Here is a 25,644-nt window from a genome sequence, read left to right on the forward strand (position 1 = left end):
CGCTAGCCTCGCAGAACATCACCCCATCGCGAACCGGACCCACCCCATGAGCACCACCGCGATTACGCCTCCCCCCGTCCCCCTCGGCCGCCGCATAAAACGCTTCATGGCCGACCGGCCGCTCGTCCCGCTGATCATCCTGCTCGTCATCCTGGTGGTGATCCTGCAGATCCTGCGCCCCGGCATCGTCAACGAGCGCTGGATCGCCAACACCATCAAATTCGCCATTCCGCTGGCGATCCTCGCCGGCTGCCAGACCATGACCATGCTGACCGGCGGCATCGACCTGTCGGTCGGCACGGTGGCGACGATGAGCGCCTTCATCATGGCCACGCAAATCGTCAACCAGGACCCGGCTGTCGCCTTCCTGCTGGCGATGATGCCGGCGGTGCTGATCGGCCTGGTCAACGGCATCGGCGTCGGCGTCTTCCGCGTCCACCCGCTGATCATGACGCTGGGCACCAGCCTGATCGGCACAGGCTGCCTGCAGGTCTACCAGCGCACGGTGATCGCCTCGGGCGCGAAAATCCCCGACTTCCTCGCCTGGCTCGGCACCGGCGTCACATCAGGCTTCCCCAACGCTCTGCTGCTGTTCGTGCCGCTGGCGGCACTCATCGTCTTCACGCTCGCCCGCACCGGCTTCGGCCGCCTGCTCTACGCCGTCGGCGACAATGAGCACGCGACGCGCCTCTCGGGTGTGCAATACTGGCAGGTCATCACGGCGCTCTACGTCACTTCCAGCCTGCTCGCCGGCATAACCGGCCTGCTCTATATCGGCCTGATCAAGGCCCCGTCCCTCTCACTCGCCGAACCGCTGGTCCTGCCCTCGGTCGCCGCCGCCGTCATCGGCGGCACCTCCATCTTCGGCGGCCGCGGCGGCTACACCGGCACCATCGTCGGCGCTCTGATCCTGACCGTGCTGACGACGCTGCTGACGATCCTGCAGATGCCGGAGGGGGCAAGGCGCATCCTGTTCGGGCTGATCGTGCTGTTCGTGACGGCGGCTTATTTGCGGATCGTGGAGGAGCGGTGACAGTAACCTTGAGCGGCAGGCCATGAATTTATCGCCTGCACGCGTCCAGATCTCGTCGCAATACAATCAGCTTCCAGAAAATCGTCGCTTCAGCGGATTTGCCAATTATATTAGTTGTCGTTGAATTATATTTGGCGAGCGCTACTGGTGTCAGAATAACTATTTCCTTCCGGCACTCACTTTCAACCCTTGCTTAACGGCCATGCTTCATTCTGCGAATCGCAGGCAAGGCATTCAAGGATTGCTCGATGCAGATCAGTTCCGACCTCACCGTTACGATACAGAAGCTGCTGTCGGCCAGGAGCGGCCTTGTTGGCACCAACCAGCAGACATTCGCCAAAGCGGGCACGGCGTTGCGGACCGAGGCCCCGGTCATTCGTCCGGGCGCGACCGGCGACGAGGATGGCACCGAATACGATCTGTTCGGCAGCTTCGGCCAGGCCCCCGATGTGCCGGCGGCTTCGTCCGCCTCCTCCACCACCACGGCGGACGACCCCTACATGCATGCCGGCAAGGCCAATTATGGCGAGCTCTATGCCGAGTATACGCGCTTCATCGCCTCGATGGTCGAGGCGGACCGCCAGCATAAGGACTCCACCGTCGAGCGCCACTTCATCCCTGCCGGCGAGACGCGGGAGACGGTGATGGCCATGGACGAACATGCCTATATGTGGGCCGTCCAGGACGAGATGGAGGCCGCCGCCGACCGCAGCCCGCAGGCGCAGGCCAACAAGACGATTGCCAACCAGGGCCTGAACTATGGCGACGCCACCAGGATGGCATCCGATGCCTTGATTAGCCTGCAAAAGGCGTTGCCGGCTCTGAACGACACGCTCGCGCGTCTGACCCCCAAGGCAGTTGAGGAGCGCATGCAAAGTGTCGGCGACGACCCGAAGCTGCAACGTCTGGCGCAACAGGTGGCCAAGAACGACATGCTTTCCGCCAGGAGCAGCCTTCGCTACGTCGACAGGATCGTCAGAAGCGTCGAGAGCGGCTCCAACAAGGTCGATGGCGCCATTCTGGTCAAGAACGGCCAGGGCCAGTACCAGCTTGGTGATTTCTCGATCTCATTCAACGGCCAAGTGATGTTGACCTTCAGGGATACTTTCAAGGCATTCTGAACGCCGCGCGTCGGCGGCTTCCCCGGCGTTGAGCACGAGACCCGCCGTCCGGCGTGAAATACTGGCAGGCCGTCACGGCGCTCCACGTCACCTCGAGCCTGCTCGTGGGCGGACTGCTCCTATCGGCCTGATCAAGGCCCGTCCCTGTCACTCGCCGAACCCCTGGTGCTGCCCTCGGCGGCGGGCGTCATCGCCGGCAACACCCATCATTGGCGAATTACGGTGACAGTGCACTTTTACATCGCCTTGCCGCCCCCTCACCCACCCCTTACCATCCCCCCAATCCCCTCCAACAACACCCCCTGCTCCCCCACCCAGAACCAGTGATCCTCCCCCTCCACCTCGACAAATCGTGCCCCCGCAATCTTCGCGGCCAGATACCGCCCGGCCTCGACCCGCACCGCCCGGTCACCCCTGCGGTGCAGCACCAGCGTCGGCGCCCTGACTTTTGACAACAGCGGGCGCACGTCGGCGTCGCGCAGCGCCTGCAGCAGGCCGGCGACGGCGCCGGGGCTGGAGGCGGCCCGGAGCAGGCCGGCCCACCAGGCGCGCGCCTGGCGGTCTTGGGCGACGCTCGGCGCGAAGGTTTCGATTTCCGCCGGGCCGCCCCAGCCGGCAAGCAGGCGCTGTTGCCAGAGGTCGTACTGCGCCGAGGTGAGCGCGAAGGGGTAGTCGGGCGCGCGGCTGCCCTTGGCGAGCGAGCCCCACAGGACCAGGCCGCTCAGCCGGTCGGGGTGGTCGACGGCAAAGCGGATGCAGCCCGGCCCGCCCTCCGAGGCGCCGACCAGCACGGCTTTGCGGCTGCCGGCCGCATCCATGACAGCCAATATGTCGCGCGCGGTCGCCTCGACGGTCGGGCGGGCGCCGACGCGGTCGGACAGGCCCATGCCGCGCCGGTCGAACAGGATCAGCCGGCCGAGCCGTGACACGGCGCTGAGCCAGGCGCGGCAGCTCCTGTCTTCCCAGATCCGCTCGACATGCGAGATGAAGCCCGGAACCAGCACGATATCGGCCGGGCCGCTGCCTATGGTCTGGTAGGCGATATGGATGCCGTCCACGGCGACATAGCGGGTTCTGGGCATCTCCGCTTCGGCGTCGCTGGCGCGCAGCAGAGCGAGCGTGGCGGGGTCGGGCGCCACGCCGAGTTCGTCGCGCAGCAGCCGCACGCAGGTCTCGCCCTGGCGCTCGGCCGCCGCCCGGTCGCCGGCCGCCAGATGGGCGCGGATCAAATGGCGGTGCGCGCTTTCGCTCAACGGGTCGAGGGCGGCGAGGCGCGTCGCGTGCAGCACGGCAGTCCGCGCAGCGCCGCCGGCGATCCTGGCTTCCACCAGCCGCTCCAGCGCCTGCACCAGCCGGCTCCGCAAGGCCTCGCGGCGAAAAAACACCCATTCCTCGAATTCGGGACAATCCGGCAGCGAAAAGCCGGCGAGGTAGTCGCCGCTGTAGAGGCCGGCGGCCTCGTCGAGACGCCCGGCGTCGCAGGCATGGTCGAAGGCGATGGCGTCGGCCTCGACTGCCGGGCGCAGGCTGAGCGATGCCGCGCTGGCTGATATGATCTCCTCGCCGAAGGCGACGCGGATCTTGTAGAGCGTGCGCCGCAGGCGGGCGCGGGCGGCTTCCGCGTCCGCCTCGGGCCACAGCAGCGTGGCGGCGACGTCGCGCGCCACCGGTCCGCCGGCCTCGGCGAGGTAGATGACGAGCGCGGCCGCCTTGCGCAAGGCGAGCTCTATCCGCCGCCCGTCCAGCCGGAACTCCGGAAAACCCAGAAGCCTGAGTTGTATCAGCTCCATCGATCCGCACGCGGCCGCGCAAGGAGAGGACGTTGAGGGGACGCCGGCCTTCTATCCATCCCCGCGAAATCGCGCCGATCCGGCCCGATCAACTCCCTTGGAGCGAGAAATGTCACCGGTCAATACATCAAGCCATCACACGCCAGAACGGCTTACCTTAGGCGCCAACACCAGACATGGAGGCTGAGCCATGTGCCAGACCTGCCTCTCCTGGTACGCGCGCTGCGTCGCGCCGTATTTCGTCCATGCCGGCTGTTCGGCCGGCGCCTTCACGCAAATGCGCAAGCGGGTCATCCCGCTTGCGCAAGGCGTCGTTGTGGAGGTCGGCTTCGGCTCGGGCCTCAACCTGCCCTATTACGACGCCGCCAGGGTCGAGCGGCTGGTCGGCATCGACCCCGACGGCACCATGCTCGGCCTCGCAGCACCCAAGAGCCGCGCCATGCCCTTCGCCGTCGAATGCATCCGCGCAGGTGGTGAAAGCCTGCCCCTGGCCGATGGCATCGCCGACACGGTGGTCGTCACCTATGCCTTCTGCACCATTCCGGACCCTCAGGCGGCGCTGAGCGAAATCCGCCGCGTCCTGAAGCCGACCGGCCGGCTGATCTTCATCGAGCACGGCCAGGCCGAGGGCCCGCGCTGCCGCCGCTGGCAGGAGCGGCTGAACCGGCTGTGGGGATCGATCGCCGGCGGCTGCCACCTCAACCGCGATCCGCTGCGGCTGATCGGCGGGGCCGGATTCCGCCTGCTCGAAGTGCAGCACGGCCGCTTCCCCCTGCCCCTATGGCAGCTGGGCAGCCACCACGCCGGCATTGCGGCGGCGGGCTGACCGGTCAGCCTTGTCTTGCCCCGTGCATCGATGTCGCACCAGGAGTCGCACGCGCCAACGCCCCCCTCACAGCGCCAGGCTCCCCTGCTCCGCCTCCTCGGCGTTGGGGTCGCCGGGGGCGGTGGCCCAGGCGAGTTCGACCAGCGTCACGGTGCGCTTGCCCGTGCCGTCGAGCTGGCAGACGATCAGGCCCTGCTCCTCGATATAGGTCAGGAGGCGGCGGGCGCGGCGCAGCGAGTGCGAACCATAGGCGCGCGCGATCGCGGCGTCGCTCGGGCACGGCCAGCCCTCCTTGGCCGCGCGCGCGATCATCATGAACACGCCCTGCATGTCGTCGGGCAGCAGCGAGGCGCGCACGGAAACGTCCCGCCACGCATCGTCCTGCGTCGTCTCGGAGCCGAGGCCGGCGCGGGCGCGCGTCAGCATGCGGCGGAATTCGGCGAGGTCCGGCACCACCGAGGCGAGGCCCTCGATGCGGCAGCGCACCACGAATTCCTGGTAGAGCACGCCAATGACGCGAAAACCCGCATCGGGCTGCGCCAGGATGGCGCGCAGCACGCGGTCGACCCGCTCGCGCCGCTCCGCCAGGTCCTCGGCGCTGATTTGCGGTTCCGCCGGTTCGGGGCGGATTTCCAGCGCCGCCGACTTTGCCGCCATCAGCTGGTCGAGCAGGTCGGGTGACGCCACCCGGCGCGGCGTGCGCACCGTCTCGGGCGGCGGCGCCGCCAGGATGATCGCGCGGGCGTCCTCCAGCGCCGCCTCCGGCATCGCCATCAGCCGCGGCGTGCCGTTGCGCGGGCTGGTGTCGGTCGGGCCGATGCGCAGGCCGAGCGGCCGCCGCGACAGCGCCGGCCCCAGCGCCATGAACTGCCCGCGCTCGAGGTCGCGAAACGCTTCCGCCTGGCGCCGCTCCATGCCCAAGAGGTCGGCGGCACGCGCCATGTCGATGTCGAGGAAGGTGCGGCCCATGAGGAAATTGGAGGCTTCGGCCGCGACATTCTTGGCGAGCTTGGCCAAACGCTGCGTGGCGATGATGCCGGCGAGCCCGCGTTTGCGGCCGCGGCACATCAGGTTGGTCATGGCGCCGAGCGAGAGCTTGCGCGCCTCGTCGGAAACCTCGCCGGCCACCGCCGGCGCGAACAGCTGCGCCTCGTCGACCACCACCAGCATCGGGTACCAGTGGTCGCGGGCAACCTCGAACAGCCCGCCGAGGAAGGCGGCGGCGCGCCGCATCTGGTTTTCGGCGTCGAGCCCTTCGAGGTTGAGCACGGTGGAGACACGGTGGATGCGCGCCCGCTCGCCGGCCGCCTGCAGGCCGCGCTCGGTGTGCTCCTCGGCATCGATCACCAGATGGCCGTAGCGCTCGCCGAGCGAGACGAAGTCGCCTTCGGGATCGACAATGGTCTGCTGCACCCAGGGCGCGCTCTGCTCGAGCAGGCGGCGCAGCAGATGCGACTTGCCGGAGCCCGAATTGCCCTGCACCAGAAGGCGGGTCGCCAGCAGTTCCTCGAGATCGAGGTTCGCTGGGGCGCCCGCCGTGGTGTGTCCCATCTCGATCGCAACGGTCATGTCTCGACTCAAAAAGGTCTCCTGCGCGGCATGGGGCTTAGCAACCCAGGCGCGGCCCGTCGAGCACCGATGGCCGGCAGCCCGGTGTTGCGCACAGTTGTGAGGGAAGGGTCGGCAGGAACGGCCGCCATCAGCCGCCCCTGTGGATAGTAACCAGCTGTTCACCATGGGCCGGCGTTGCGGTTGCGGAGGCCGGCCATCCGTTTAGCCTGACCTTGCATCGCGCCCCAACGAGATGCACCCCAACGCCCCAAATGGCGGCCGGCGTCTTCAAGTTTAGTTTCTGTATGCGCCGGTCGTCAGCCTACCCGTTACAGCGCCGCAGCTTGCCTCGGCACCGGTGCCAGGGGCGGTGCATCCAGGCCCTTGAACGGGTCGCGCCAGGCCTCGATGGCTTCGAGCCGGCGATACCAGCGGACGAGCGCGGGATAGTCGCCGAGCGGCAGGCCGGCGACATCGTTGAAGGGCAGGAAGGCCGCCATGCGGAAATCGGCATAGGAAAGCGACGTTCCGACCAGCCATTGCCGGTCGGCCAGTTCCGCCTCCAGGATCGCGGCTCCCTGGTGGAAGTCACGCAGCCCCTCTTTGACCTTGCCTTCATCGATCGGCCCGATGCCATAGCGCTGCTTGGTGCCGCGCTCGAAATGCACGGTGTCGCAGGCGCGCATGAAATTCTCCTTGCCCCAGCTCAGCCAGCGAATCATCTCGGGCTCGTCCTCGCCGGTGCGCCAGAAATCGGAACGCGCCGCGCGCGACAGCCGGCAGGCGATGGCGTCGGCCTCCCACAGGCTGCCGCCAGGCCATGCCAGGATGGGAATGGAGAGATTGGGATTGAGCGGCCGGAATCGCTCCGCTTGCCCCGGCGCAAAGGGTGAGGCGAATTCGAAAGTCACCTGCGCCTTGAGATGACGCGCCACCGCGACCGCCAGGCGCGGATTGGGATTGCGGCTGAAATAGAGTTTCATTCCGCCCGGCTTCGGCTCGACCTTGTCATTCATGAGTGTCACTCCTGGTCCTGGCGAACATGCCAGACCAAGGACGCGTCCGGCAGGTGCAATCCGACAAAGTGTGGGTTGACCACCATCGATGGCAAGGCGACACTTCATCTCGCACCAAAGCAGGAGGAATTGCGATGGACGAGCCCGAACGGTGGCGCCACATGTCGACGGCACCCAAGGACGGCAGCCGGATCCTGGTCACGGTCCGACCCTCCGAACAGGGGCCTGCGGAAGTCGACCTCGCCTACTGGTCGCGCGGCGACCAGTTCGCCGGTGAAGGCTGGCGCGCATCGGATTCCTCGCCCGGCCGCGTCGTCGAATATGCCGAACCCGAGCTGAAATGCTGGATGCCCATGCCCTCGGCCAACCTCAGCCGCGGCGGCTCGATGCCCGCCCCCTGGGAAGGCGACGACGCGCAACAACTGGACGGGTCTGGGATTTAGCGCAAAGGCGTAAGCGGCCGATCTGTCCCCTAGGATGGGTCGGAATTTAGCGAGCGCGGACGGTGAAGCCGCCGATCTCCCCCCTCGTGGGGGTTGAGGAGTGGTCCGCGTAGCGGACAGAAAGCCAATCGCTTGGCTTTCTGAACGACGAACGTCCGGCAGGACAGAGGGGGGCGCTGGCCCGCCGGCCTGTCAGGGCGTGCCAGCTAGCCCTGCAACGATGATGATATGCTGGCAGACATTGTCGATGTCGCGGATGACATCGTCGTTCCAGAACCGCAAAACAGTCCAGCCGTCCTGTTCCAGGCGCTTTGTCCTTGACGCGTCGGCGGCGGCAAGGTCTGCATCAGCATGCTGAGAGCCATCGAGCTCCACGATGAGCTTTTTCTGCGGACAGGCAAAATCGACGACATAGCCGGCGATCGGGAGTTGCCGGCGAAAGCCAAGCCCCATCAACCGATGTGCGCGAAGTGCATTCCAGAGCTTTAACTCGGCATCGGTCATGGCTTTGCGCATGGACCGTGCGTGCAATCGATTCTGTGAAGGCAATGGAGTATGAGGCATGGCGGCCTTTTAGATTGACGCTAGCGCCCTACGGCGCCCCCCTCTGCCCTGCCGAGCATCTCCCCCACTAGGGGGAGATCGACAGCTTCGCAGCCGGCTCCTTCAGATCTACCCTCAAAACAAAAACGCCGCCGTCGCCGGGTTCGGTCCATCCCGTCCGTCGGCCGAATCCATGCCCGCGATCGTCTTCAGGTCCTGCGCGTCCAGTTCGAAGTCGAAGACGTCGAAATTGGCCGCGATGCGGTCCTGGTGGATCGATTTGGGGATGACGATCAGCCCTTGCTGGAGATGCCAGCGGATGATCGTCTGCGCGGCGGACTTGCCATGCTTCGCTGCAATGCCCGCGATCGTCGGGTCGCCGAGCAGCCGGCCGCTGCCGAGCGGGCTCCAGCTCTCGGTTTGGATGTCATGCCCGGCATGAAATTCCCTGAGCGCGCGCTGCTGGAAACGCGGATGCAGCTCGATCTGGTTGGCCACCGGGACCACGCCGGTCTCGCCGATAATGCGTTCCAGATGATCCCTGTTGAAATTCGAAACGCCGATCGACTTGATGCGGCCGGCCTGCTTCAGCTCGATCAGGGTCTTCCAGGCCTCGACATATTTGTCGCGGCTGGGCACCGGCCAGTGGATCAGGAACAGGTCAAGCTGCTCGATGCCGAGTTTTTCCATCGTGTCGTCGAAAGCGCGGAGCGCCGCGTCGCACTCATGCGCGCCGTTGCGCAGCTTCGAGGTGATGTACAGCTCGCTTCTCGGCACATCGGCGGCGCGGATCGCCTCGCCGACGCCTTCCTCGTTCCGGTAGCCCTGCGCGGTGTCGATCAGCCGGTAGCCGGCCTTGATCGCCCAGCCCACCACATCGGCGGTGATGCCGTGATCGACCTGCCACACGCCAAGGCCTAGCTGGGGAATGGCGGTGCCGTCGTTCAACGTCATCAGTTCTGGCATGGTCGGATCCTTTGCGAAGAAATGTCCGGGCGGTCGCCCGACCCAGCCTATCTAGGCACGTGCCGGGACGACGACCAGTCGCCGGCGGACAAATTCGCCGGCGACTTCACAGACTTGATATCTTCGTCAGGGGAACCGGCTCATTTCGGCCGGCGCACCGCCCGCACCACCGGAGTGGATGTGCTGCCGCAGAACAGGCGGTCGGCGCCGTCGGATTCCAGCCCCGAGACGCTCATGCCGGCCGGCATGTCGAGCCTCTCCAGAAGCTTGCCGGTTCTCGGGTCGACGCGGCGCAGATCGCTCTCGTCGCCCTCCCAGGTGGCGTGCCACAATTCGCCATCCACCCAGGTCACACCGGTGACGAAGCGGCTGGATTCGATGCTGCGCAGGATTTTTCCGGTCTCGGGGTCGATCTGGTGGATCTTGCGCTCGCGGTACTGCCCCACCCACAGCGTGCCTTCGGCCCAGGTCAGCCCGGAGTCACGGCCGCCGCCGGGCGCCGGGATCGTGGCGAGCACCGCGCCCGTATCGGGATCGATCTTCTGGATGCGATCATTGGCGAGCTGGAAGAAATGCCGGCCGTCAAAGGCGGTGCCGGCGTGTGCGGCGACATCGATCGAACGCAGCGTCTGCCCGCTTTGCGGATCGAAGGCGTTCAGCCTGTCGCCCGAGGCAAACCAGACGTTCTCGCCGTCGAAGCTCACCCCATGTATCCGCTCCACGCCGGGAAAGGGTCCGTATTCGCGCAGGATTTCGGCCGGTGAATGCTTCATGTCTTGATCCTCGTGGTCGTCATCCGCTGATCTACGTTACGGGATTTAGGTGTGTCGAGATTCAGGTCAGGCCGAGTCGAAAATGGTGGCTTCCGAGAACCGGAGCGGAGCGTACTTTTCGTACGTGAGCACCGGAAGCGCAGGAAGCCGCCGTTTGCAGACCGGCCTCACCTGAATATCGCCACACCTTAGCCGTTTGGCAGCGGCGCAGGGAGTAACAAGGTGGTCGTGAATCCGGCGACCGGCGGTGTCATCCAGCGACGCGCCCGGCCATGGCCGAAAGACTGCACCTTGCCGGCTTCGGCAAGCGGCTCGAGCGCCCGCTGCACGCTGCGCTGGCCGGTTCCGAGCGCCAGCGCGAGCGCCGAGCTCGACCAGGCTTCGCCATCGGCGAGCAAGGCCAGCACGGCGGCGTGCCGTTCCTCGATCGGCCGCGCCAGCACCATCACCGCGCGCGCCAGGCCCGGCGCCAGCGTGAAACCGCGCTTGGTGGCGCTGATGTCGGCAAGTGCTGCAAGCTCGGCGCGCAGCCGGCCGATCTCGACGCGCAGCCGGGCGCGGTGCGATTCATCGGCATGCTTGCCGCCAAAGGCCCGCGCCACGAGCTCCTCTCGCGACACATCCCCGGGCCAGGCTTCAGCGAGTGCGCGCGCCAGCGCGAACAGCACCGGCCGGCTCGCCAGCGAGACTGTTCGGTCGCCGGCGCGCACGGTGTAGCGAAAGGCATCGACGACCAGCGCCGGCGATGCCTGCAGCGCCTCGACCTCTTCGAGCAGCAGCGGCTGCTCCCTGCCTTGCGTGATCAGCCGCGCCGCCGGCGTTTCCAGCGCCAGGGATGCGGTGGCGACCTCGGCCATAAGGCCTGGAATGCCGGCCTGGCGGGCGGCGTTGCGTGCCCATTCCAGCGCCGCGCGCGCCGGCCGGGTCCTGAGCCGCCGCATGGCGATGCCGGCGACGGCAAGCTCATGCGCGGCCCGCGCGGCCGGTGGCAGCGGCGTCGGGTCGAGCCCGGCCAGCACATGCTCGGCCTCATCGAGCCGGCCGATTAGCAGCAGGCGCCGCACCTTGAGGTGTCCGGCATGCGCCGCGTTCAGCCGGTCGCCATGCTTTTCCAGCGTCGTGCGCGCCGCGTCGAGCGCCTTGGCCGGCCAGCCCAAATGACGCGAGACCAGCGCGATCTCGGCCTCGGCGACGACGCATCTGGCGCGCGCGACAGCCTCTTTCGGGCTGAAGGCGCGCGCGGCCCGCCGCAACAGAAGCTTGGCGCGATCGAAGTCGCCGAGCTGCGCCATGGCGATGCCGCGCAGCGCCAGCGCCGGCGCGTCCTCGCGCAGGGCGACGCGGTCGAGCGCCCCGAGCGGATCACCCGCCGCCAGCGCCAGCGCCGCCGCGGTGATCAGCGAGTCCATTCAAATCCCGTCACACTTGTAACTCCCACCCCGGCACGTTTGCGCCCTAACTTAAATCACCACCGCCGGTCAGCAAGCGGCGTTGGCCCGATGGAGACCTAGCCATGTGGCTGAGGCCGCCATCGGCACCGTTGACGCCAATTCCGGCACTCGTTAGCCTGAGCATCTCAGGTATTAATAGTAAGCATCTCATTAGGGATAGTTGAAAATGCCTGCAACCGACAATCTCGAACACACCGCACGCCCCCGCCACCCCTGCTGCGCCGTGCCGGATGATTCAAATCCCGTCGCAGATGTAACTCACCTCACCCAGCCTCATCGCTCTAGCCTGGATCCCAAGGCGATCACGGCCCGCGACGGCACCATGACTGACAAAGGAGAAGACCAATGACCAAGCACATGACGATGAAGACCCCACCGATCGTTTCGCGGCAGGAATGGGACGCTGCCCGCGAAAAGATGCTGGTGAAGGAGAAGGCGACGCTGCGCGCCAAGGACGCGCTCGCCGCCGAACGCCGGCGCATGCCGTGGATGGAAGTGGACAAGGCCTATGTATTCGAAGGCCCCAACGGCAAGGCAAGCCTGCTCGACCTGTTCGAAGGCCGCCGCCAGCTGATCGTCTACCGCGCCTTCTTCGAGCCGGGCGTCTATGGCTGGCCCGATCATGCCTGCCGCGGCTGCTCACTCGGCGCCGACCAGGTCGGCCACCTCGCCCATCTCAACGCCCGCAACACCACGCTGGCCTACGCCTCACGGGCACCGCAGGCCGACATTGTCAGGCTGAAGGCGCGGATGGGCTGGGAGATGCCCTGGTACACGATCACCGACAGCTTCGACAAGGATTTCGGCGTCGACGAGTGGCACGGCCACAACGTCTTCATCCATGACGGCGACCGCGTCTTCCGCACCTATCTCATCAACAGCCGCGGCGACGAGCAGATGGGCACGGTCTGGAGCTATCTCGACGCTACCCCGCTCGGCCGCCAGGAGATCTGGGAGGATTCGCCCGAAGGCTATCCCCAGACCCCGCTCTACAGCTGGTGGAACTGGCACGACAATTACGAAGCCGGGGCGGACAAGAAATGGGCCGAAGTGGCCGCCGCCGGCGAAGCCGCCTTCAGGGATAAGGGTGAGTAAGCAGGGACTGGACAGGAAAGCGCTCCTCTCCCTCGCTCTTGGCGAGGGAGGGGAGCCCAAATCCTGAAGGACCGCGACCATCAAGGAATTAAGATCATGAGCGATACCCACATAAGCACCGCCAGCGCGACCCGTGAAAGCACCACCACCCTTGGCGTCGCCGACTGGCTCTGCCTCGCCGCGGCGCCCACCTTCGCCCTGATGGCCCTGCTGTCCTGCCTGCAAGGCGGCGACGCGGCCATGCTGTGCATGGGCGCCTCCCCGCTCACCGGCCCGTCTTTAACCGGGATGCCGGCCATGTATCTCTTGATGAGCGCCTTTCATCTGGCACCCTGGCTGCGGGTGATTTCCGGCCGCCAGGTCCGATAGAGCCGGCGCGCCTGCATCAAACATCCCCACACATCGGAGAAGACAATGAGGCTTGTCAGGCTGAGAGCGCCAGGTGGCTTGGACAGGCTCGACCTGGTCGAGGAAGATCCGCCCCAGCCGGGGCCGGGTGACGTGATGGTCAGGATCCGCGCCTGCTCGCTGAACATGCGCGACGATTTCGCGGTGCAGGGCAAGACAAAGCTGGCCGACCGCCGCGTGCCGCTGTCCGACGGTGCGGGTGAAGTGATTGCCGTCGGCGGCAATGTCGACGTGCTCAAGCCCGGCGACAGCGTCGTCAGTGTCTTCTATCCCCGGTGGCTTGACGGCGACATGACGCCCGCCACCAGGCGCGACATTCCAGGAGAGAGTTTCGACGGCTTCGCCAGCGAATATGTCTGCATGCCCGCGCAGGCCTTCACCAAAGCTCCCGCGGGCTATACGCACGGGGAAGCCGCGGCGCTGACCTGCACCGGCGTCACCGCCTGGCGAGGCCTGGTCGTATCCGGCAAGGTCAGGCCCGGCGACACGGTGCTGGTTCTGGGCACCGGCAGCGTGTCGTTGTTTGCGCTGCAATTCGCCAAGGCCGCCGGCGCCCGGGTCATCGCCACCTCCTCCGACGAGGAAAAGCTGGAGCGGCTGAGCCGCCTCGGCGCCGACGCCGTCATCAACTACAAGGCCGTGCCGGACTGGAGCCGCAAGGTTCGGGAGCTGACGAATGGCCGCGGCGTCGATCACGTGATCGAAGTCGGCGGCCCCGCCACGCTGGCGCAATCCATAAGCGCCTGCCGGACAGGCGGCCACATCGCCCTGATTGGCGTGCTGACCGGCTTTGCGGCAGATGTCTCGATCCCGGCCATATTCTCGAACCAGATCCGCATCAGCGGCATTTCGATCGGCAGCCGGGCGGACCAGGAGGACATGATCCGCGCCATAGACGTCAATCGCATCAAGCCCGTCATCGACCGTCGCTTCCCGCTGCGCGAGATAGCCGCCGCCTTCACGCACTACGCAGCGCGGAAGCATTTCGGCAAGGTCTGCCTGGAGGTTTGAGCCCTGCGTGACCGCAGCCGTTGCGAAACGCCTGGGTTTCAGCCGTCCAGGCGCGACGTGCCATCACCCATCGGCCGCCTGGACCGCCAGCGCCTGCATGACTTCGGCTTCGAAGGCGCCGGGCATCTGGCCGGCCTCGGCCAGTTGCCTTGCGTGCCACGCGCGTGCCATGCGGCCATCGGCCAGGAGGATGGCGCGGTTGCACAGGCCCGGCACTGCTTCCACGACATGGGTGGAGATGATGACGGCATGGCGGCCATTGGAAGCCAGGGCCAGGATGATGCGCTTCACCTCGAAGGCGGCAAGCGGATCGAGGCCGTTCAGGGACTCATCGAGGATCAGTAGCGGTGGCGTGCCGAGCAGGGCCGCGGCAATGGCGATCTTGGCCCGCGTGCCGAGCGAATATTCGGCTATCGGCCGTTCGATCCAGCGATTGAGCCCAAGCCGATCAGTGACATCGACGCCAGGCCAGTCGTCTTCGGCGCAGCCGCGGATCGAGGCGACGAGTTGGAGATATTGCCGCCCGCTCAGCGCCGCCGGCAGGTCGAATGGATCCACGGCAAGGCCGAAGCCTGACTTGGCGCGTTCCGGTGCCCTGACAAGGTCGGCGCCATCGATCGCCACGGTCCCCCCGAGCGGCCGAATCTGGCCGGTGATGGCCCTGAGCAAGGTGGACTTGCCCGAACCGTTGGCGCCGAGCAGGCCGAGGATGTCGCCCCTGTCGAGCGACAGGTCGATGCCGCTGACGACCGCGCGGCCAGCATAGCCGGCGCTGAGCCCGCGAACCGCGAGGATTTCGGCAGGATCGATGCTGCTATCCATGGCGATATCTCCGTTGCGCCTGGTGCCACAGAAACAGCACAAGGGCGGCAAAACCGATCAGCACCGTGCGCCCATATTCGAGCGTCTCGTAGCTGGCGTAGGCGATGGCGCTGAGGAAGCTCAGCGCCGCGACGAACGGCGCGGTCATGAAATAGGCGGCAAACACCGCATAGGCGCCGTTCAGCGCCAGCAGCCAGAAGCCGCTGGCGAGCGGCATCGCCCAGGCCGACGGTTCCGCCGCCAGGGCGGCTCCCGCCGGCAGGAGGAAGAAGGCGAGCGACAATTGCAGCGGCAGCCGCGCCAGGCGCAGCCAGGCCCTGACGAAGCCGAGCGGAGCCGTGCGCAGCACCGGCGAGCCGAGTGGATGGAACCGCGCGCTCAACATGAACACCAGAAGGCCGCCGGTCAGCCCGGCCATCGCCGCCGGCACGGCATCATGGCGGGCAAGGCTGATGGAGCCGGCAACGACTGCCGCGAGGCCGAACAGGATGGCTGCCCCCGCCAGCCGCCATGAAAGCCTTACGCGCCCGGCGGGCAGGTCCCAGGCCCAGCTTGAGAGCCAGGCCGGCGTCGAACGATCGAAGGCGCCGAGCCAAGGCTTGCGCCCGCCCGGATCGCTCACCGGATCGGCACTATCGCTGAGGACCAGGTCGCGAGCGCTCCGCAGGCGCAGCACCGCCGCCGCGCCAAAGCCGGCGCCAAACAGCATCACGGCACCGAGACCCCAGGCCGGCGCCAGTGGTTTTGCGATGACGAAACACCCAAGGCCCACGGCCGCCGCCGCGATGAAGGCAAGGGGAACGCCCAGCGCACATGCCGCCACGGCCGCCATGCGCCGGCGCTCCATGAGTGAAAGAGGCAATGCTTTCAGGAACGGCGCGAAGGCGCGCGACAGGCAAAGTCTTGCGATCGCGCTGCCGGCGAAGCCGCCAAGGCAAAGAAGCACCCCCGGCAAGCCGACCGCCCACAGCGCCTGCGCCTGACGCAGAGTGGCGGATACCGCATGCAAGGCGACGACGATGTCGGCAATGGCGTAGGCGAGCAACGCCCCACCGCCAGCGACGATCCAAACGAGATCGCGTCGGCGCATCGAGCGCAGGCCAGCCGAGAGCTCGCGCCAAATCAGGGTCAGGACAAGCCTGTCGTGCCGCATTGTTCCATCTTTGCGATCGCAAGCCGGTTGGACATCGACATAGGTCGGCGACGATTGTGCCGTCAGTAGGGCCGTCGCGGCTTAGCCTCCCGCGGCGGGCTTGGCGTTAACGTTCTTCAGCGCGGTCAGGAGATAATCCTGCATGGTCGCCTGAAGGTTGGTCGTTGCGCTGCGCACCGCCGCCATCGCGTCCTTCACCGCCGCTTCATCAAAGGGTTTGGCGGTTTGTGCCGCCGCCAGATTGGCGCGAGCACTGCGCAAGTCGCGCAACGCCTGGAAGGTGCGCGAGCGGTTGTCGCGCAGAATGCCGCGGAACTCCTTCCTCACCTCGGGCGGATAGCTGCTGGCAATTTCCGACAACAGTACGCGCGCCGCCGCGCCCTGGCGCAACCCGTGCATGGCATAACCGACCAGGAAGAAGTTGACGGCGAGCGAAAGGGCGAGCAGCACCAGCGTCGCCGTCCATATCCAGGGACGCTTCAAAGCGAGCCCTCCCCTTCCGCGTCGGCCGCGATACCGCCATCGGCCAGCGACGAACCGGACGCCAGCGCCAGAAGCTCCGTATCGGACGGATCATCCTGTAGCCGCGCCACCTGGTAGCCTGCCAACGTTGCCGCCACCAGCACGGCAGCGACGCAGGCCGCGAACCCGGCCGGACTGAAGAGCAGGCGCGGCAAGAGAGACGGGCGTGCCGAGCCGGCTTCGATACGGGCCAGCACCTTGCGCGCCAGTGCCTGGTCGTCGCCATCGGTCAGCGCCGCTTCGAGCACGAGACGATCGAGCGCGGCATCCGGGTCGTCCTTGCGCTCGGCCGCCAGCAGCGCCAGCGCCTGCTGGCGGAAAGGCGCCGGCCATGTCTCGACCGCAGCGCCAAAGCGCAGGCTGTGTCGTTCGAATTCGTCCCGTGTCATGAGGACTCCCTTTCGCGGCTCACGGCCGCCATTGCCAAATGATCCCTGAGCGCACGCCGTCCGCGCACCAGCAATTGCTCGGCCGAGCCGATGCTGCCGCCCATCACCTCGGCGATCGCCGCGATGTCGAGGTCGCCGACGGCTCTCAGCAGTACCGCCATGCGCTGCCGTTCCGGCAGGCGCGAGAGCCCGTCGCGGACGATCGCCAGTTCCTGCCGCGCCGCGGTCGTCGCCTCGGCGTCCGCCTCCGGCGCGGCGACCTCATCCCTTATGTCGTCCAGCCCGATGAAGCTGCGTAGCGCCCTGCGTCGACGCTGGTCAATGCATCGGTTGGCGGTGATCCGGTAGAGCCAGGTCGAAGCCCGCCCCTTGGCCGGATCAAACCGCGCGGCCTGTTTCCAGACGGTCACGAACACCTCCTGCACCACATCCTCGGCGTCGCCGGCATTGCCGAGATAACGCGCCGCGAACATTCGCAACCCGCGGCCATGGCGAGCGATGAGCTCGGACAGCGCGCTTTGGTTGCCCCCGGCGATGCGGGCCAGAAGCTCGTCGTCGCCTCTGGGCTCGTCATGCTGCACGGTGGCGGCCACCGGTTGGCAAGACTTCGATGGCGAGTCCGAACCTCGCATCGATCCGGATCGGCGCAGAAACGAATTTCGGGCTCAAATCCATCACCAGATGTCAGCGGCGCCAGCGGCGAATGCCGTAGACGGTCTTGCCGTTAGGACCGGTGAAGCTACCTGCCGAACGGCCTCGAAACGGCCCCGCCGCCGATACACGCTTGCCGGAGAAGGTCTGCCCATTCGGGCCGGTGCCAGAATAGCTTCTGGCGCAGCGATCAACAACGCCACCAATGCATTTGGAGCTCGATGTGTAGGCACCGCCATTGGCCCCGGTGCGGGTGGTCGAGCCGGTATAGACATTGCCGTCCCGGGTCACGCTGCGGCTGATCTCGCCGCCATGCGCGGTCGGACGCCGCCACTCCTCGGCCGAGGCCGGCGAAGCGGCCGACCAGGCAAGCACCGCGCCGATACAGAGCGCCGGAATCTTTACTGAAAACAACATGTCGTACTCCTTGTTTTGTAAAGGGAATGATCGCTGCCGATTAGTTGGCACGCTCGGCTATCAGCTTGCGGATGGTTGCGATCTCGTCCGCGGAAAGCCTGCCGTCACCGTTGCGATCAATGAGGTCGAACAACGGCATGCTGCTGGCAAATTCCTGTTGCGACACCTTGCCGTCGCCATTCGTGTCGAGGCGGCGCCAGCGATTGCCGAGCCGCGCCTGCGCCACCTCGGCGCGATCCTCGATCGCCTGGCGGGCGCTGTCGATCTCCTTCTCGTCGATGACGCCGTCGCCATTGCGGTCGAGCCGCCTGAACAGCCGCTCGCGGGCGGCCGTCATCTCGTCCTTGGAGATGGCGCCGTCGCCATTGGTATCGATGCGTTGCAGGATGCGCTGGCCCGGCATGTCTTGTGCCTGCGCCGCACGGAGCGGCACAAGTCCGACAAGCAAGGCCGCAATGAGTGCTGAACGTTTCATGATGATGATCCTTTCGTGGTCGGGTCGCGGGGGGCGACTGCTGACCGATACGCAGCACCGGGCCGGACCCTACGCTCGACACGGGAGATTCTTTTCGAACGCGCCAATCTGCGTCGCGGCATCGCTCGGCAGTTGCGCCCGCAGCATCTCGAGAAAAATCTCCCGATCGCGCGTAGGAGCACAAAAGGGCCTGCGTAGAAGGCTCTGTAAGGACGGTCCGCGGCGGACCATCCGACCCAATGCGGAGACCAGCATGAACAAGATCGTCATAGCCCTTGCCGGCCTGCTGCTTGGCGCTGGCAGCGCCTGTGCGGCGGACGGCAGCGGCGCCAGGGAACTCTTCCGGCGTATCGACACCAACGGCGACCGAAAGCTGGAGTTCAGCGAAATCCAGGCCGCGCGGGCGCGGATTCTCGACCGGATGGATGCCAACCACAATGGTCTGCTCGACGCGGGCGAAGTGCGCACTGCCGTCGAGCAGGTGAAGTCGAAGCGAGACTTCCAGGCCGCGCAATTCGCCGACTTCCGAGCACAGGCCAGCCGCATCGACCGCAATGGCGATGGCAAGATTTCGCGCGACGAGTTTGCCGCCTTCATTCCCGACCGGTTGCTGCGGGCGGACACGAATGGCGACGGTGCGCTTTCCATCTCCGAACTGCGGGCGCTCCGGCGCCAGTGATCCCCTAGACAACCCATCCCACAGGAGAGACATGATGAAACGGACGCTTGCGGCATTTTGCGGTTTGATGATTGGCGCCTCGGTGCTGGCCTCGCCGGCTCAGGCCCTGCCGGTCGTGCCGGCCTCTGCCCCGGCATCGGCCACCACAGCGCCGACGCCGGTGTGGTTCCGGCGCGGCTTCTACGTCGTCGGCGGCGGCTACTACTATAACGGCTATCGCGGCTATGTCCGCGTGCGGCCGGGCTACCGCTACTACAACGGCTACTGGTTCCCCGCCGCCGCCTTTGCCGCCGGTGTCGCGGCGGCGACTGTCGCGCCATTGCCGCGTCCCGCGGTGCGTCTGGAAGCGGCGCACGTACGCTGGTGCCATGAGCGCTACGTTTCCTACCGCGCCTGGGACAACAGCTATCAGCCTTATAGCGGGCCCCGCCAGCAGTGCTGGTCGCCCTATAGTTGAGGCGCTGGGCGCTTCGCGCACAGCCTTCATGCCCTTGCACCAAACGCGACGGGAGATGACATGATCGCCAATCGGTCGATGCCCGCGAGCACGATTATACCAGTGCTCGCCTATCCCGATGTCGAGACGGCCAGCCGCTGGCTCTGCCACGTCTTCGGGTTCGAACAGAGGCTAATCATCGGCAACCACCGCCACCAACTCGACTTCGGTGAGGGAGCGTTGATTGTCGCCGGATCGAAGAAGGGCGAACCGATACCGGAGCAGGCCGGCGCGCCGTTAGCGGTGATGGTGCGTGTCATGGATGTCGATGCCCATCACAAGCGAGCTGTGCGCCACGGTGCCGTGATCCTGAGCCCGCCGGTCAGCTTCCCCTATGGCGAGCGGCAATATTCCTGTCGCGACTTCGCCGGCCACCACTGGACGTTCTCCCAGTCGATCGCCGACGTCGCGCCTGAGGACTGGGGTGGCGTCGCGATCGGCAATCGAGCAATCTCGGAATAGGCGTCAGTCCGGCCTAGGTTTCGATATCCTCAACCGGCAGCAATGGCTTACAATTCATAACTCCAGGCGCGGGTGGAACGCACGCCACATCGTTCGCAGCCCTGATCAGTCAGTGACTCCACGTCGCGACAGCTCCATCAGCAACAGCTAATTGACAGTCTACGGGAAACGGCGCTCACTGGCCCGTACAGGTGGATCGCAGCATCAGGCGGGCGATATCGACCGCCGGCGTCACCCTGGGGAGGATGCCATGCCAACCGTAATCGGCCATCACAACATCTCGAAAGACAGCAAGCACTGGCTCAGTTCACCCAAGCGCAAGGAGCTTTTCGGCTCGCTGGGGATCACCAACATCCGCACCTTCGTCGATCCGCAGAACCCGAAACGGGTGGCCGTGATGATGGACGTGCCGGATATGGATAAGATGGCCGCGCTAATGCAGAGCAAGGCGGCCGCCGACGCCATGGCGCACGATGGCGTGGTGCCGGAATCGCTGGTGATCCTCGTCGAAGCGAAAGCGTAGCCGCGCCGGATCAGGCACTTCAGGTCGCGATATCGTTGACGGGCAGCAAGGGCTTCGGCAGGTCAGCCTCGCCAAGGCTCGCGCGCAGCTCGATCTCGATGTCGCGGCAGATCTGCGAGATCGGAACGTCGTTGGCATTGCCCTCGAACGGGTTGGCGCTGCTTTCGCCGACCTGGTCGAGAGACATGTAGGCCCAGCCCAGCAGCGTGCTGAACGGGATCGTCAGCCAGATGCCGAATCTGCCGAGCGCACCGCCCAGCTTGCCCATCTCCGCGAAGACCGGAACGACGCCGAACGGCAGCAGCGTGCAGAAGATCATCACGAACATGGAACTGACGATGGCGTATTGGCGCGGATAGGGATTGTTCTTGATGCGGTCGCAACGCGCCTGCTGATCGTGGAAGTCGCGGATCAGCTTCGTCAGTTCGACGTATATCTGCGGGGGGAGCTTGGCGTCCTTGAACAGCGCGTTGACCTGGACCGATTGCATTTCGAGCAGGGCCAGCGCCGGCTGCGGCGATTTCAGCACCTTGTTGGCCTGTTCGGCCAGCAGCGGTGGCAATTCCTCGGCGAGCGAGCCCTTGTCCTCCCGGATGCGGTAGCGCCGCATATACTCGATATTGGCCGCCTTCCCCATCGATTCCCAGGGCATCGGCCGCCGCAGCGAAAAGCGCAGCGCCGTCATCCAGGCGATATGGCGGTAGATGAGCTCTCTGGCAGTCGGCGCGTCGAGGAAGTCGCGGCAGAAATTGGACCACATCCGGCTGCTGGCGATGATTTGCGTGAAGGCCTGCAGCGCCTCGCCGCTGCGGGTCAGCACCTGCGAATTCTTGAAGCCGGCGACGAGAGACACGGTGGTGCCGAGCACGAGCACGACAGACCATGGCACCGAGAACCCGGCAATGCCCGGAAGACGGTAGGCCGCGACGGCCAGTCCGCTCACCATCACCATGTAGATGACGCTGCGCCGCGACCACAGCGCGAAATCGATCAGTTTGTAGGAACGGCCTACATACATCGCATGTCCTCGAAAACGTGGATAACAGGCAAATCAAGCTATTGACGCCTAGCATGCCCCACGCCCGGGATGAATGGCCGTTCCGGCTATTGTGGGCGCGGGATCTCTCCCGCGCCCATGCCGCTATCTCAATTGCACTTCGGCTTGGCGCTGTTGCAGGCGTCGACGAGTTCGGCCGGCGGATCCTTGTGGAAGACAGTCTTGAAGGATTCCAGCACGTTGGACTGCACCACCGGCAGCGACTGCACGCCGACCCAAGCGGGCGTGGGTTGCCCGATCAGCGCCTTCATCATCGCCAGCGCCTCGGCGACGCCCTGGTCATAGGGGCGCTGCGAGCCGGTTGCCTTGAGCGGTCCGCCCTTGGCGATCTCGATCGCCGACTGCAGACCGAGATCGACGGTGGTGATCGGAATGTCGATGCCTTGCGCGCGCATCGAGGACAGCGTGTCCAGCGCCGGCTGGTCCCATACCGCGAACAGCCCCTTCACATCGGGATTGCCGGTGAGGAAATCGCCGGAGATCTGCGAGACCTTGGAGGGATCGGTGAAGTCGACCTGCTTCATGACGATGTCGGGACGGTTCTTTTTCATCCACTCACCGACGCCCTTGGTGCGCTCATTGGTGCTGAAATAGTCGACGCCGAAATTGACCAGGCCGATCGTGCCGCCCTTGGGCATGCAGGACGCCAGGATCTGCGCCGCGATCTGGCCGTTGCCCTGGCTGTCGGCCGAGATCATCGAGGCAAAATCCTTGGGAGATGAGAGGCCAACGGGGATGCTGTCCATGAACACCAGCTTGATGCCGGCCTCGCCCACCTTCTTGTAGGTCGGCGCCGTCGCCGTGAAATCGACGGGAATGGAGATGATGCCGTCCGGATGCTGCTGGATGGTGTTCTCGATATCGGCGATCTGCTTGTCGACCTGATACTCGGCCGACGCCACGCCGGTGACGGTGACGCCATATTTTGCCAGCGTTTCGCTGATGCCTTGCACCTGCAATTGCGACCAGTCGAGGTTCACCGTCTGCATGGAAATGCCGACCTTGAACTTGCCGGCCTTGACCTTGGCGGCCTCTTCGTCCGTCAATTTCAGCTCGTCGGGCGAGGCTGCCTTCTCGCCATGCGGGCCTTGGCCGACAATGCCCTTGGGACCGAGTGTCGCCATGTCGACGCCGGTAACGCAAGTGTCCGGCGTTTGCGCCACGCTCAGGGACGTCGACAGCGCGAAGGCGCTGGCGGCGAGGCTCAATGTGCAGAAAAGCGAGTGAACCGATTTCATGACTTCCTCCGTTGATTGTTGATATTTGTTTTGCCGTTTGGAGTCGGCGGCTTCTGCTGATTTCCGCGTGCGCCTTACCTCCTCGTGAACGCGACCGCGGCGACGATGATTGCTCCCTTGATGACGAGTTGCAGTGACGAGCTGACGCCGAGCAGCACCAGTCCGTTGTTGAGCGTGCCGATGATCAGGCTGCCGAGCAGCGTGCCGAGCACGAAGCCACGGCCGCCGAACAGGCTGCAGCCGCCGAGGATGACCGAGGCGATGACGTCGAGCTCCATGCCTTGCACCACATCGGGCCGCGCCGCGTGCGAGCGCGCCGACAGGATGAGCGACGCCAGCCCGGCGAGCGTGCCGGTCAGCACGAAGGCGAGCGTCGTGACCTGCTTGATATGGACGCCGGAATAGAGTGCTGCCGTCGGGTTGCCGCCCGCCGCGTAAACCCGCCGCCCATAGACGCTGTAGTGCAGCAGCAAGATGCCGGCGATGGTGACGCCGAGCGTCCACAGGATCGGCGCCGGTATGCCGAGCACCGAGCCTTCGCCGAAGATCGCGAAATAATACTCGTTGGTGATGATGACCGGCTTGGTGTTGGTGACCATCAGCGCCAGGCCGCGCGCGCCGCTCAGCGTGCCCAGCGTCACCAGGAAGGACGGGATTTCCAGGCGCGTGGTCAAGACACCGTTGAGCAGCCCCATCAGCGCCCCGGTGCCCAGCCCCGCCACGGCGCCGACGACCCAGCTGTTGGCGACAAAGGCCATGGCCAGCGATGCGCTCATGCCCGAAAGTGCCAGCGTCGAGGCGACGGACAGGTCGATCTGCCTGGAGATGATGACGAATGTCATGCCCACCGCGATGATCGAGACCAGTGTCGTCTGGCGACCGATGTTGAGAAAATTGTCGATCGACAGGAACCAGGGCGACGCCAGGCTGAAGACGATCAGCATGATGGCGAAGGCGACATAGAGCATGTAGGGCCGGTCGCCCTGGAGCAGATGCTGCAAGGCCGAGCGACCGTTCGGTTGGTTGGCGGCAGCTTTCGCCGGGCTTTGTGTGTCGGTCATGCCGCGTGCTCTTCCGATGGCTGCGAAAGTTGAATGAGGTGATGAAGATCCTCGGCGCTGCCGAAGTCCGGCCGCGCGATCGTCCTGGTGATCCGGCCATCGACGACGATGGAGATGCGGTCGCAAAGCTGCAGCAGTTCGGAGAGGTCCGAAGACACCAGCAGCACGCCGCTGCCGGCCGCTGCCGCGGCGCGAATGACGCCGTAAATCTCCTCGCGCGCGCCGACATCGACCCCGACCGTCGGCTCGTCGAGCAGCAGCACGCGCGGCCGTGGTTCGTTCCATTTGCCGAACACCACTTTCTGCTGGTTGCCGCCCGACAGGTTCTTCACCATGGTCGACGCGCTCGGCGCCTTCACGGCCAGCCGGCGCATCGCCGCATTGGCATGTTCGCTCGCCGGCCGCCGCTGCAGCCAGCCAAGGCGCGAGAAATAAGGCAGGCGGGGCAAGGTCAGATTGCGCTCGATCGAATGTTCGAGGACCAGGCCCTGGACGTGCCGGTCCTCCGGCACAAGCGCGATGCCCAGCCCGATCGCCGCCGCCGGGTCTGTGCCCTTCAGCGAGACACCGTCCAGGCTGGCCTCGCCCGATTGAACGGATCGCAGGCCGAAGATGGTCTGCAGGATTTCGGTGCGTCCGCTGCCGATCAGCCCTGCAAGGCCATGGATTTCGCCGGCGCGCAATTCGAGACTGGCCCCGTCGAGCCGGTCATTGCTGACACCTTTCAATTCGAGCACGGGCTTTTCAGATGAACCGGCCGATGACGCCGTGTCTTGCCCAGGTGCATCGCCATCTGCTTTCAGCACAGCGTGATCCGGCCCGACGATCGCGCCGACCAATTGCCGCATATTGGTTTGCGCCGTGAAGAAGGTGCCGGCGTTCTGCCCGTCGCGGAAGACGGTCACCCGGTTGGAAATGCGGAACACTTCGTTGAGGCGATGCGTGACATAGATCACCCCGACGCCCCGCGCCGCGACCGCCCGGATCGCCTCGAACAGGATCTTCTCCTCATCATCGGTCAGCGCCGAGGTCGGCTCGTCCAAAATGAGCAGGCGGACATCGCCCATCAGCGCCTTGGCGATCTCGGTCATCTGGCGATAGGCGAAGGGCAGCGAGCCGACCATGGCACGGGCATCGAGCGGGATGTTCTGCGATTTGAGGAAAGCCTCGGCCTGCGCCACCAGCTGGCGTTTTTTCAGGAAGCCGAGCCGCGTCTTCGGCTCTCGCCCCAGAAGCAGATTGTCGGCCACCGACAGCGACTCGACCAGGCTCAGATCCTGATAGACGACGGCCACGCCGGCATCGCGCGACTGGGCCGGCGAAGAAAACGAGACAGGCTTGCCGTCGATTTCGATCGAGCCGCCATCATGCACATGCACGCCGCTCAGGATCTTGATCAGCGTCGACTTGCCGGCGCCGTTTTCACCGAGCAGTGCGTGCACTTCACCGGCGCGGATTTCGAGACTGACGCCGCGCAGCGCATTGACGCCGCCGAACCGCTTCCTGACGCCCTCGACGCGCAGCAAGGGCGTCCCGGAAAATGGCGCAATCGAACCCTGTTCGATCATGACGCCCGCACTTCCTCCCGTTGACGCGTCCCCTACCCTTGTCGAGCCCTTTTGGGACTTCTCTTACTTTTTTTGTGACTTTTCCATCAGACCAGTGAAATGTC

At 65.8% G+C, this 25,644-nt stretch carries 29 protein-coding genes; 11 read left to right on the forward strand and 18 right to left on the reverse strand.

Going from position 1 to position 25,644, the window contains the following annotated elements:
• Positions 1 to 46 precede the first annotated feature (46 nt).
• Both AB4Z43_RS31535 and AB4Z43_RS31540 read left to right on the forward strand, forming a co-directional pair.
• Positions 47 to 1,033 (forward strand): ABC transporter permease, encoded by a 987-nt coding sequence (locus AB4Z43_RS31535; protein WP_441940659.1) that lies wholly within the window; start codon positions 47 to 49, stop codon positions 1,031 to 1,033.
• Between the two features lie 248 nt (positions 1,034 to 1,281).
• Entirely contained in the window at positions 1,282 to 2,154 is an 873-nt protein-coding gene (locus AB4Z43_RS31540) for a hypothetical protein (RefSeq protein ID WP_441940661.1), read from the forward strand.
• A gap of 257 nt (positions 2,155 to 2,411) precedes the next feature.
• On the opposite strand, the gene AB4Z43_RS31545 is transcribed toward AB4Z43_RS31540, so the two are convergent.
• Positions 2,412 to 3,944, reverse strand: coding sequence for an alpha/beta hydrolase (locus AB4Z43_RS31545; RefSeq protein WP_240564488.1), 1,533 nt, complete (start codon positions 3,942 to 3,944; stop codon positions 2,412 to 2,414).
• 190 nt (positions 3,945 to 4,134) lie between these two features.
• Between AB4Z43_RS31545 and AB4Z43_RS31550 the strand changes: the two genes are divergently transcribed.
• Positions 4,135 to 4,770, forward strand: a complete 636-nt coding sequence (locus AB4Z43_RS31550) for a class I SAM-dependent methyltransferase (RefSeq protein WP_019859390.1) — start codon at positions 4,135 to 4,137, stop codon at positions 4,768 to 4,770.
• A 66-nt stretch (positions 4,771 to 4,836) separates the two neighbouring features.
• Here the strand turns inward: AB4Z43_RS31550 and AB4Z43_RS31555 are convergent, their stop codons facing one another.
• The gene (locus AB4Z43_RS31555; RefSeq protein WP_027047069.1) at positions 4,837 to 6,339 is read right to left on the reverse strand and encodes an ATP-binding protein; all 1,503 of its coding nucleotides are present in this window, start codon (positions 6,337 to 6,339) and stop codon (positions 4,837 to 4,839) included.
• Between the two features lie 311 nt (positions 6,340 to 6,650).
• Entirely contained in the window at positions 6,651 to 7,304 is a 654-nt protein-coding gene (locus tag AB4Z43_RS31560; RefSeq protein WP_027047070.1) for a glutathione S-transferase family protein, read from the reverse strand.
• Positions 7,305 to 7,471: 167 nt separating this feature from the next.
• Between AB4Z43_RS31560 and AB4Z43_RS31565 the strand changes: the two genes are divergently transcribed.
• Positions 7,472 to 7,780, forward strand: a complete 309-nt coding sequence (locus AB4Z43_RS31565) for a hypothetical protein (RefSeq protein WP_019859393.1) — start codon at positions 7,472 to 7,474, stop codon at positions 7,778 to 7,780.
• A gap of 192 nt (positions 7,781 to 7,972) precedes the next feature.
• On the opposite strand, the gene AB4Z43_RS31570 is transcribed toward AB4Z43_RS31565, so the two are convergent.
• The 4 genes from AB4Z43_RS31570 to AB4Z43_RS31585 form a co-directional block, all read right to left on the reverse strand.
• Complete coding sequence (locus AB4Z43_RS31570; protein ID WP_019859394.1) at positions 7,973 to 8,296, reverse strand: endonuclease domain-containing protein; 324 nt, start codon at positions 8,294 to 8,296, stop codon at positions 7,973 to 7,975.
• A gap of 162 nt (positions 8,297 to 8,458) precedes the next feature.
• A complete protein-coding gene (locus AB4Z43_RS31575; protein WP_441940664.1) occupies positions 8,459 to 9,289 on the reverse strand; it encodes an aldo/keto reductase in 831 nt (276 codons plus the stop codon).
• A 140-nt stretch (positions 9,290 to 9,429) separates the two neighbouring features.
• Complete coding sequence (locus tag AB4Z43_RS31580; RefSeq protein ID WP_019859397.1) at positions 9,430 to 10,062, reverse strand: Vgb family protein; 633 nt, start codon at positions 10,060 to 10,062, stop codon at positions 9,430 to 9,432.
• Positions 10,063 to 10,250: 188 nt separating this feature from the next.
• Positions 10,251 to 11,471 (reverse strand): helix-turn-helix domain-containing protein, encoded by a 1,221-nt coding sequence (locus AB4Z43_RS31585; protein ID WP_441940666.1) that lies wholly within the window; start codon positions 11,469 to 11,471, stop codon positions 10,251 to 10,253.
• Positions 11,472 to 11,858: 387 nt separating this feature from the next.
• On the opposite strand from AB4Z43_RS31585, the gene AB4Z43_RS31590 reads away from it, so the two are divergent.
• The 3 genes from AB4Z43_RS31590 (at position 11,859) to AB4Z43_RS31600 (ending at position 14,027) form a co-directional block, all read left to right on the forward strand.
• Positions 11,859 to 12,608 (forward strand): DUF899 domain-containing protein, encoded by a 750-nt coding sequence (locus AB4Z43_RS31590; protein ID WP_010910518.1) that lies wholly within the window; start codon positions 11,859 to 11,861, stop codon positions 12,606 to 12,608.
• 96 nt (positions 12,609 to 12,704) lie between these two features.
• Complete coding sequence (locus tag AB4Z43_RS31595) at positions 12,705 to 12,977, forward strand: hypothetical protein (protein WP_064981861.1); 273 nt, start codon at positions 12,705 to 12,707, stop codon at positions 12,975 to 12,977.
• A gap of 45 nt (positions 12,978 to 13,022) precedes the next feature.
• A complete protein-coding gene (locus AB4Z43_RS31600; RefSeq protein ID WP_441940668.1) occupies positions 13,023 to 14,027 on the forward strand; it encodes a zinc-dependent alcohol dehydrogenase family protein in 1,005 nt (334 codons plus the stop codon).
• Positions 14,028 to 14,090: 63 nt separating this feature from the next.
• Here AB4Z43_RS31600 and AB4Z43_RS31605 read toward each other — a convergent pair whose 3' ends face one another.
• The 7 genes from AB4Z43_RS31605 to AB4Z43_RS31635 form a co-directional block, all read right to left on the reverse strand.
• Complete coding sequence (locus AB4Z43_RS31605) at positions 14,091 to 14,849, reverse strand: ATP-binding cassette domain-containing protein (RefSeq protein ID WP_064981865.1); 759 nt, start codon at positions 14,847 to 14,849, stop codon at positions 14,091 to 14,093.
• Positions 14,842 to 16,002, reverse strand: coding sequence for a hypothetical protein (locus AB4Z43_RS31610; RefSeq protein ID WP_038648029.1), 1,161 nt, complete (start codon positions 16,000 to 16,002; stop codon positions 14,842 to 14,844). Before AB4Z43_RS31610 ends, AB4Z43_RS31605 begins: the two co-directional genes overlap by 8 nt.
• An 81-nt stretch (positions 16,003 to 16,083) precedes the next feature.
• Positions 16,084 to 16,452, reverse strand: coding sequence for a periplasmic heavy metal sensor (locus tag AB4Z43_RS31615; protein ID WP_236951998.1), 369 nt, complete (start codon positions 16,450 to 16,452; stop codon positions 16,084 to 16,086).
• A 29-nt stretch (positions 16,453 to 16,481) separates the two neighbouring features.
• Positions 16,482 to 16,913, reverse strand: coding sequence for a hypothetical protein (locus AB4Z43_RS31620; protein ID WP_038648032.1), 432 nt, complete (start codon positions 16,911 to 16,913; stop codon positions 16,482 to 16,484).
• Complete coding sequence (locus AB4Z43_RS31625) at positions 16,910 to 17,506, reverse strand: RNA polymerase sigma factor (RefSeq protein ID WP_038648034.1); 597 nt, start codon at positions 17,504 to 17,506, stop codon at positions 16,910 to 16,912. The genes AB4Z43_RS31620 and AB4Z43_RS31625 overlap by 4 nt, the downstream gene beginning before the upstream one ends.
• A 91-nt stretch (positions 17,507 to 17,597) precedes the next feature.
• A complete protein-coding gene (locus AB4Z43_RS31630; protein WP_038648036.1) occupies positions 17,598 to 17,981 on the reverse strand; it encodes a hypothetical protein in 384 nt (127 codons plus the stop codon).
• Positions 17,982 to 18,021: 40 nt separating this feature from the next.
• On the reverse strand, positions 18,022 to 18,456 hold the full coding sequence (locus AB4Z43_RS31635) for an EF-hand domain-containing protein (RefSeq protein ID WP_019859406.1): 435 nt from the start codon (positions 18,454 to 18,456) through the stop codon (positions 18,022 to 18,024).
• Positions 18,457 to 18,709: 253 nt separating this feature from the next.
• Between AB4Z43_RS31635 and AB4Z43_RS31640 the strand changes: the two genes are divergently transcribed.
• From AB4Z43_RS31640 to AB4Z43_RS31655, 4 genes are all read left to right on the forward strand, one after another.
• Entirely contained in the window at positions 18,710 to 19,135 is a 426-nt protein-coding gene (locus AB4Z43_RS31640) for an EF-hand domain-containing protein (RefSeq protein WP_441940671.1), read from the forward strand.
• Between the two features lie 31 nt (positions 19,136 to 19,166).
• On the forward strand, positions 19,167 to 19,592 hold the full coding sequence (locus AB4Z43_RS31645) for a BA14K family protein (RefSeq protein ID WP_064981870.1): 426 nt from the start codon (positions 19,167 to 19,169) through the stop codon (positions 19,590 to 19,592).
• Positions 19,593 to 19,652: 60 nt separating this feature from the next.
• Positions 19,653 to 20,093: a VOC family protein gene (locus AB4Z43_RS31650; protein ID WP_441940674.1), complete on the forward strand. Its 441-nt coding sequence runs from the start codon at positions 19,653 to 19,655 to the stop codon at positions 20,091 to 20,093.
• Positions 20,094 to 20,343: 250 nt separating this feature from the next.
• Positions 20,344 to 20,616: a hypothetical protein gene (locus AB4Z43_RS31655; RefSeq protein WP_019859410.1), complete on the forward strand. Its 273-nt coding sequence runs from the start codon at positions 20,344 to 20,346 to the stop codon at positions 20,614 to 20,616.
• A gap of 19 nt (positions 20,617 to 20,635) precedes the next feature.
• On the opposite strand, the gene AB4Z43_RS31660 is transcribed toward AB4Z43_RS31655, so the two are convergent.
• From AB4Z43_RS31660 to AB4Z43_RS31675, 4 genes are all read right to left on the reverse strand, one after another.
• Positions 20,636 to 21,634 (reverse strand): bestrophin family protein, encoded by a 999-nt coding sequence (locus AB4Z43_RS31660; protein WP_441940676.1) that lies wholly within the window; start codon positions 21,632 to 21,634, stop codon positions 20,636 to 20,638.
• A 128-nt stretch (positions 21,635 to 21,762) separates the two neighbouring features.
• Positions 21,763 to 22,911, reverse strand: a complete 1,149-nt coding sequence (locus AB4Z43_RS31665) for a substrate-binding domain-containing protein (RefSeq protein ID WP_038648049.1) — start codon at positions 22,909 to 22,911, stop codon at positions 21,763 to 21,765.
• A 74-nt stretch (positions 22,912 to 22,985) separates the two neighbouring features.
• Positions 22,986 to 23,972, reverse strand: a complete 987-nt coding sequence (locus AB4Z43_RS31670) for an ABC transporter permease (protein WP_441940678.1) — start codon at positions 23,970 to 23,972, stop codon at positions 22,986 to 22,988.
• Complete coding sequence (locus tag AB4Z43_RS31675; protein ID WP_202362171.1) at positions 23,969 to 25,540, reverse strand: sugar ABC transporter ATP-binding protein; 1,572 nt, start codon at positions 25,538 to 25,540, stop codon at positions 23,969 to 23,971. The genes AB4Z43_RS31670 and AB4Z43_RS31675 overlap by 4 nt, the downstream gene beginning before the upstream one ends.
• Between the last annotated feature and the right edge of the window lie 104 nt (positions 25,541 to 25,644).

This window comes from Mesorhizobium sp. 2RAF45, from assembly GCF_052115225.1.
GTDB classification, from domain to species: domain Bacteria; phylum Pseudomonadota; class Alphaproteobacteria; order Rhizobiales; family Rhizobiaceae; genus Mesorhizobium; species Mesorhizobium jarvisii.

What these genes read in the sequence shown, in the direction of transcription:
- AB4Z43_RS31535 (WP_441940659.1), top strand. Translation starts at nt 47, where the DNA reads ATGAGCACCACCGCGATTACGCCTCCCCCCGTCCCCCTCGGCCGCCGC.
- AB4Z43_RS31540 (WP_441940661.1), top strand. Translation starts at nt 1,282, where the DNA reads ATGCAGATCAGTTCCGACCTCACCGTTACGATACAGAAGCTGCTGTCG.
- AB4Z43_RS31545 (WP_240564488.1), bottom strand. Translation starts at nt 3,944, where the DNA reads ATGGAGCTGATACAACTCAGGCTTCTGGGTTTTCCGGAGTTCCGGCTG.
- AB4Z43_RS31550 (WP_019859390.1), top strand. Translation starts at nt 4,135, where the DNA reads ATGTGCCAGACCTGCCTCTCCTGGTACGCGCGCTGCGTCGCGCCGTAT.
- AB4Z43_RS31555 (WP_027047069.1), bottom strand. Translation starts at nt 6,339, where the DNA reads ATGACCGTTGCGATCGAGATGGGACACACCACGGCGGGCGCCCCAGCG.
- AB4Z43_RS31560 (WP_027047070.1), bottom strand. Translation starts at nt 7,304, where the DNA reads ATGAAACTCTATTTCAGCCGCAATCCCAATCCGCGCCTGGCGGTCGCG.
- AB4Z43_RS31565 (WP_019859393.1), top strand. Translation starts at nt 7,472, where the DNA reads ATGGACGAGCCCGAACGGTGGCGCCACATGTCGACGGCACCCAAGGAC.
- AB4Z43_RS31570 (WP_019859394.1), bottom strand. Translation starts at nt 8,296, where the DNA reads ATGCGCAAAGCCATGACCGATGCCGAGTTAAAGCTCTGGAATGCACTT.
- AB4Z43_RS31575 (WP_441940664.1), bottom strand. Translation starts at nt 9,289, where the DNA reads ATGCCAGAACTGATGACGTTGAACGACGGCACCGCCATTCCCCAGCTA.
- AB4Z43_RS31580 (WP_019859397.1), bottom strand. Translation starts at nt 10,062, where the DNA reads ATGAAGCATTCACCGGCCGAAATCCTGCGCGAATACGGACCCTTTCCC.
- AB4Z43_RS31585 (WP_441940666.1), bottom strand. Translation starts at nt 11,471, where the DNA reads ATGGACTCGCTGATCACCGCGGCGGCGCTGGCGCTGGCGGCGGGTGAT.
- AB4Z43_RS31590 (WP_010910518.1), top strand. Translation starts at nt 11,859, where the DNA reads ATGACCAAGCACATGACGATGAAGACCCCACCGATCGTTTCGCGGCAG.
- AB4Z43_RS31595 (WP_064981861.1), top strand. Translation starts at nt 12,705, where the DNA reads ATGAGCGATACCCACATAAGCACCGCCAGCGCGACCCGTGAAAGCACC.
- AB4Z43_RS31600 (WP_441940668.1), top strand. Translation starts at nt 13,023, where the DNA reads ATGAGGCTTGTCAGGCTGAGAGCGCCAGGTGGCTTGGACAGGCTCGAC.
- AB4Z43_RS31605 (WP_064981865.1), bottom strand. Translation starts at nt 14,849, where the DNA reads ATGGATAGCAGCATCGATCCTGCCGAAATCCTCGCGGTTCGCGGGCTC.
- AB4Z43_RS31610 (WP_038648029.1), bottom strand. Translation starts at nt 16,002, where the DNA reads ATGCGGCACGACAGGCTTGTCCTGACCCTGATTTGGCGCGAGCTCTCG.
- AB4Z43_RS31620 (WP_038648032.1), bottom strand. Translation starts at nt 16,913, where the DNA reads ATGACACGGGACGAATTCGAACGACACAGCCTGCGCTTTGGCGCTGCG.
- AB4Z43_RS31630 (WP_038648036.1), bottom strand. Translation starts at nt 17,981, where the DNA reads ATGTTGTTTTCAGTAAAGATTCCGGCGCTCTGTATCGGCGCGGTGCTT.
- AB4Z43_RS31635 (WP_019859406.1), bottom strand. Translation starts at nt 18,456, where the DNA reads ATGAAACGTTCAGCACTCATTGCGGCCTTGCTTGTCGGACTTGTGCCG.
- AB4Z43_RS31640 (WP_441940671.1), top strand. Translation starts at nt 18,710, where the DNA reads ATGAACAAGATCGTCATAGCCCTTGCCGGCCTGCTGCTTGGCGCTGGC.
- AB4Z43_RS31645 (WP_064981870.1), top strand. Translation starts at nt 19,167, where the DNA reads ATGATGAAACGGACGCTTGCGGCATTTTGCGGTTTGATGATTGGCGCC.
- AB4Z43_RS31650 (WP_441940674.1), top strand. Translation starts at nt 19,653, where the DNA reads ATGATCGCCAATCGGTCGATGCCCGCGAGCACGATTATACCAGTGCTC.
- AB4Z43_RS31655 (WP_019859410.1), top strand. Translation starts at nt 20,344, where the DNA reads ATGCCAACCGTAATCGGCCATCACAACATCTCGAAAGACAGCAAGCAC.
- AB4Z43_RS31660 (WP_441940676.1), bottom strand. Translation starts at nt 21,634, where the DNA reads ATGTATGTAGGCCGTTCCTACAAACTGATCGATTTCGCGCTGTGGTCG.
- AB4Z43_RS31665 (WP_038648049.1), bottom strand. Translation starts at nt 22,911, where the DNA reads ATGAAATCGGTTCACTCGCTTTTCTGCACATTGAGCCTCGCCGCCAGC.
- AB4Z43_RS31670 (WP_441940678.1), bottom strand. Translation starts at nt 23,972, where the DNA reads ATGACCGACACACAAAGCCCGGCGAAAGCTGCCGCCAACCAACCGAAC.
- AB4Z43_RS31675 (WP_202362171.1), bottom strand. Translation starts at nt 25,540, where the DNA reads ATGATCGAACAGGGTTCGATTGCGCCATTTTCCGGGACGCCCTTGCTG.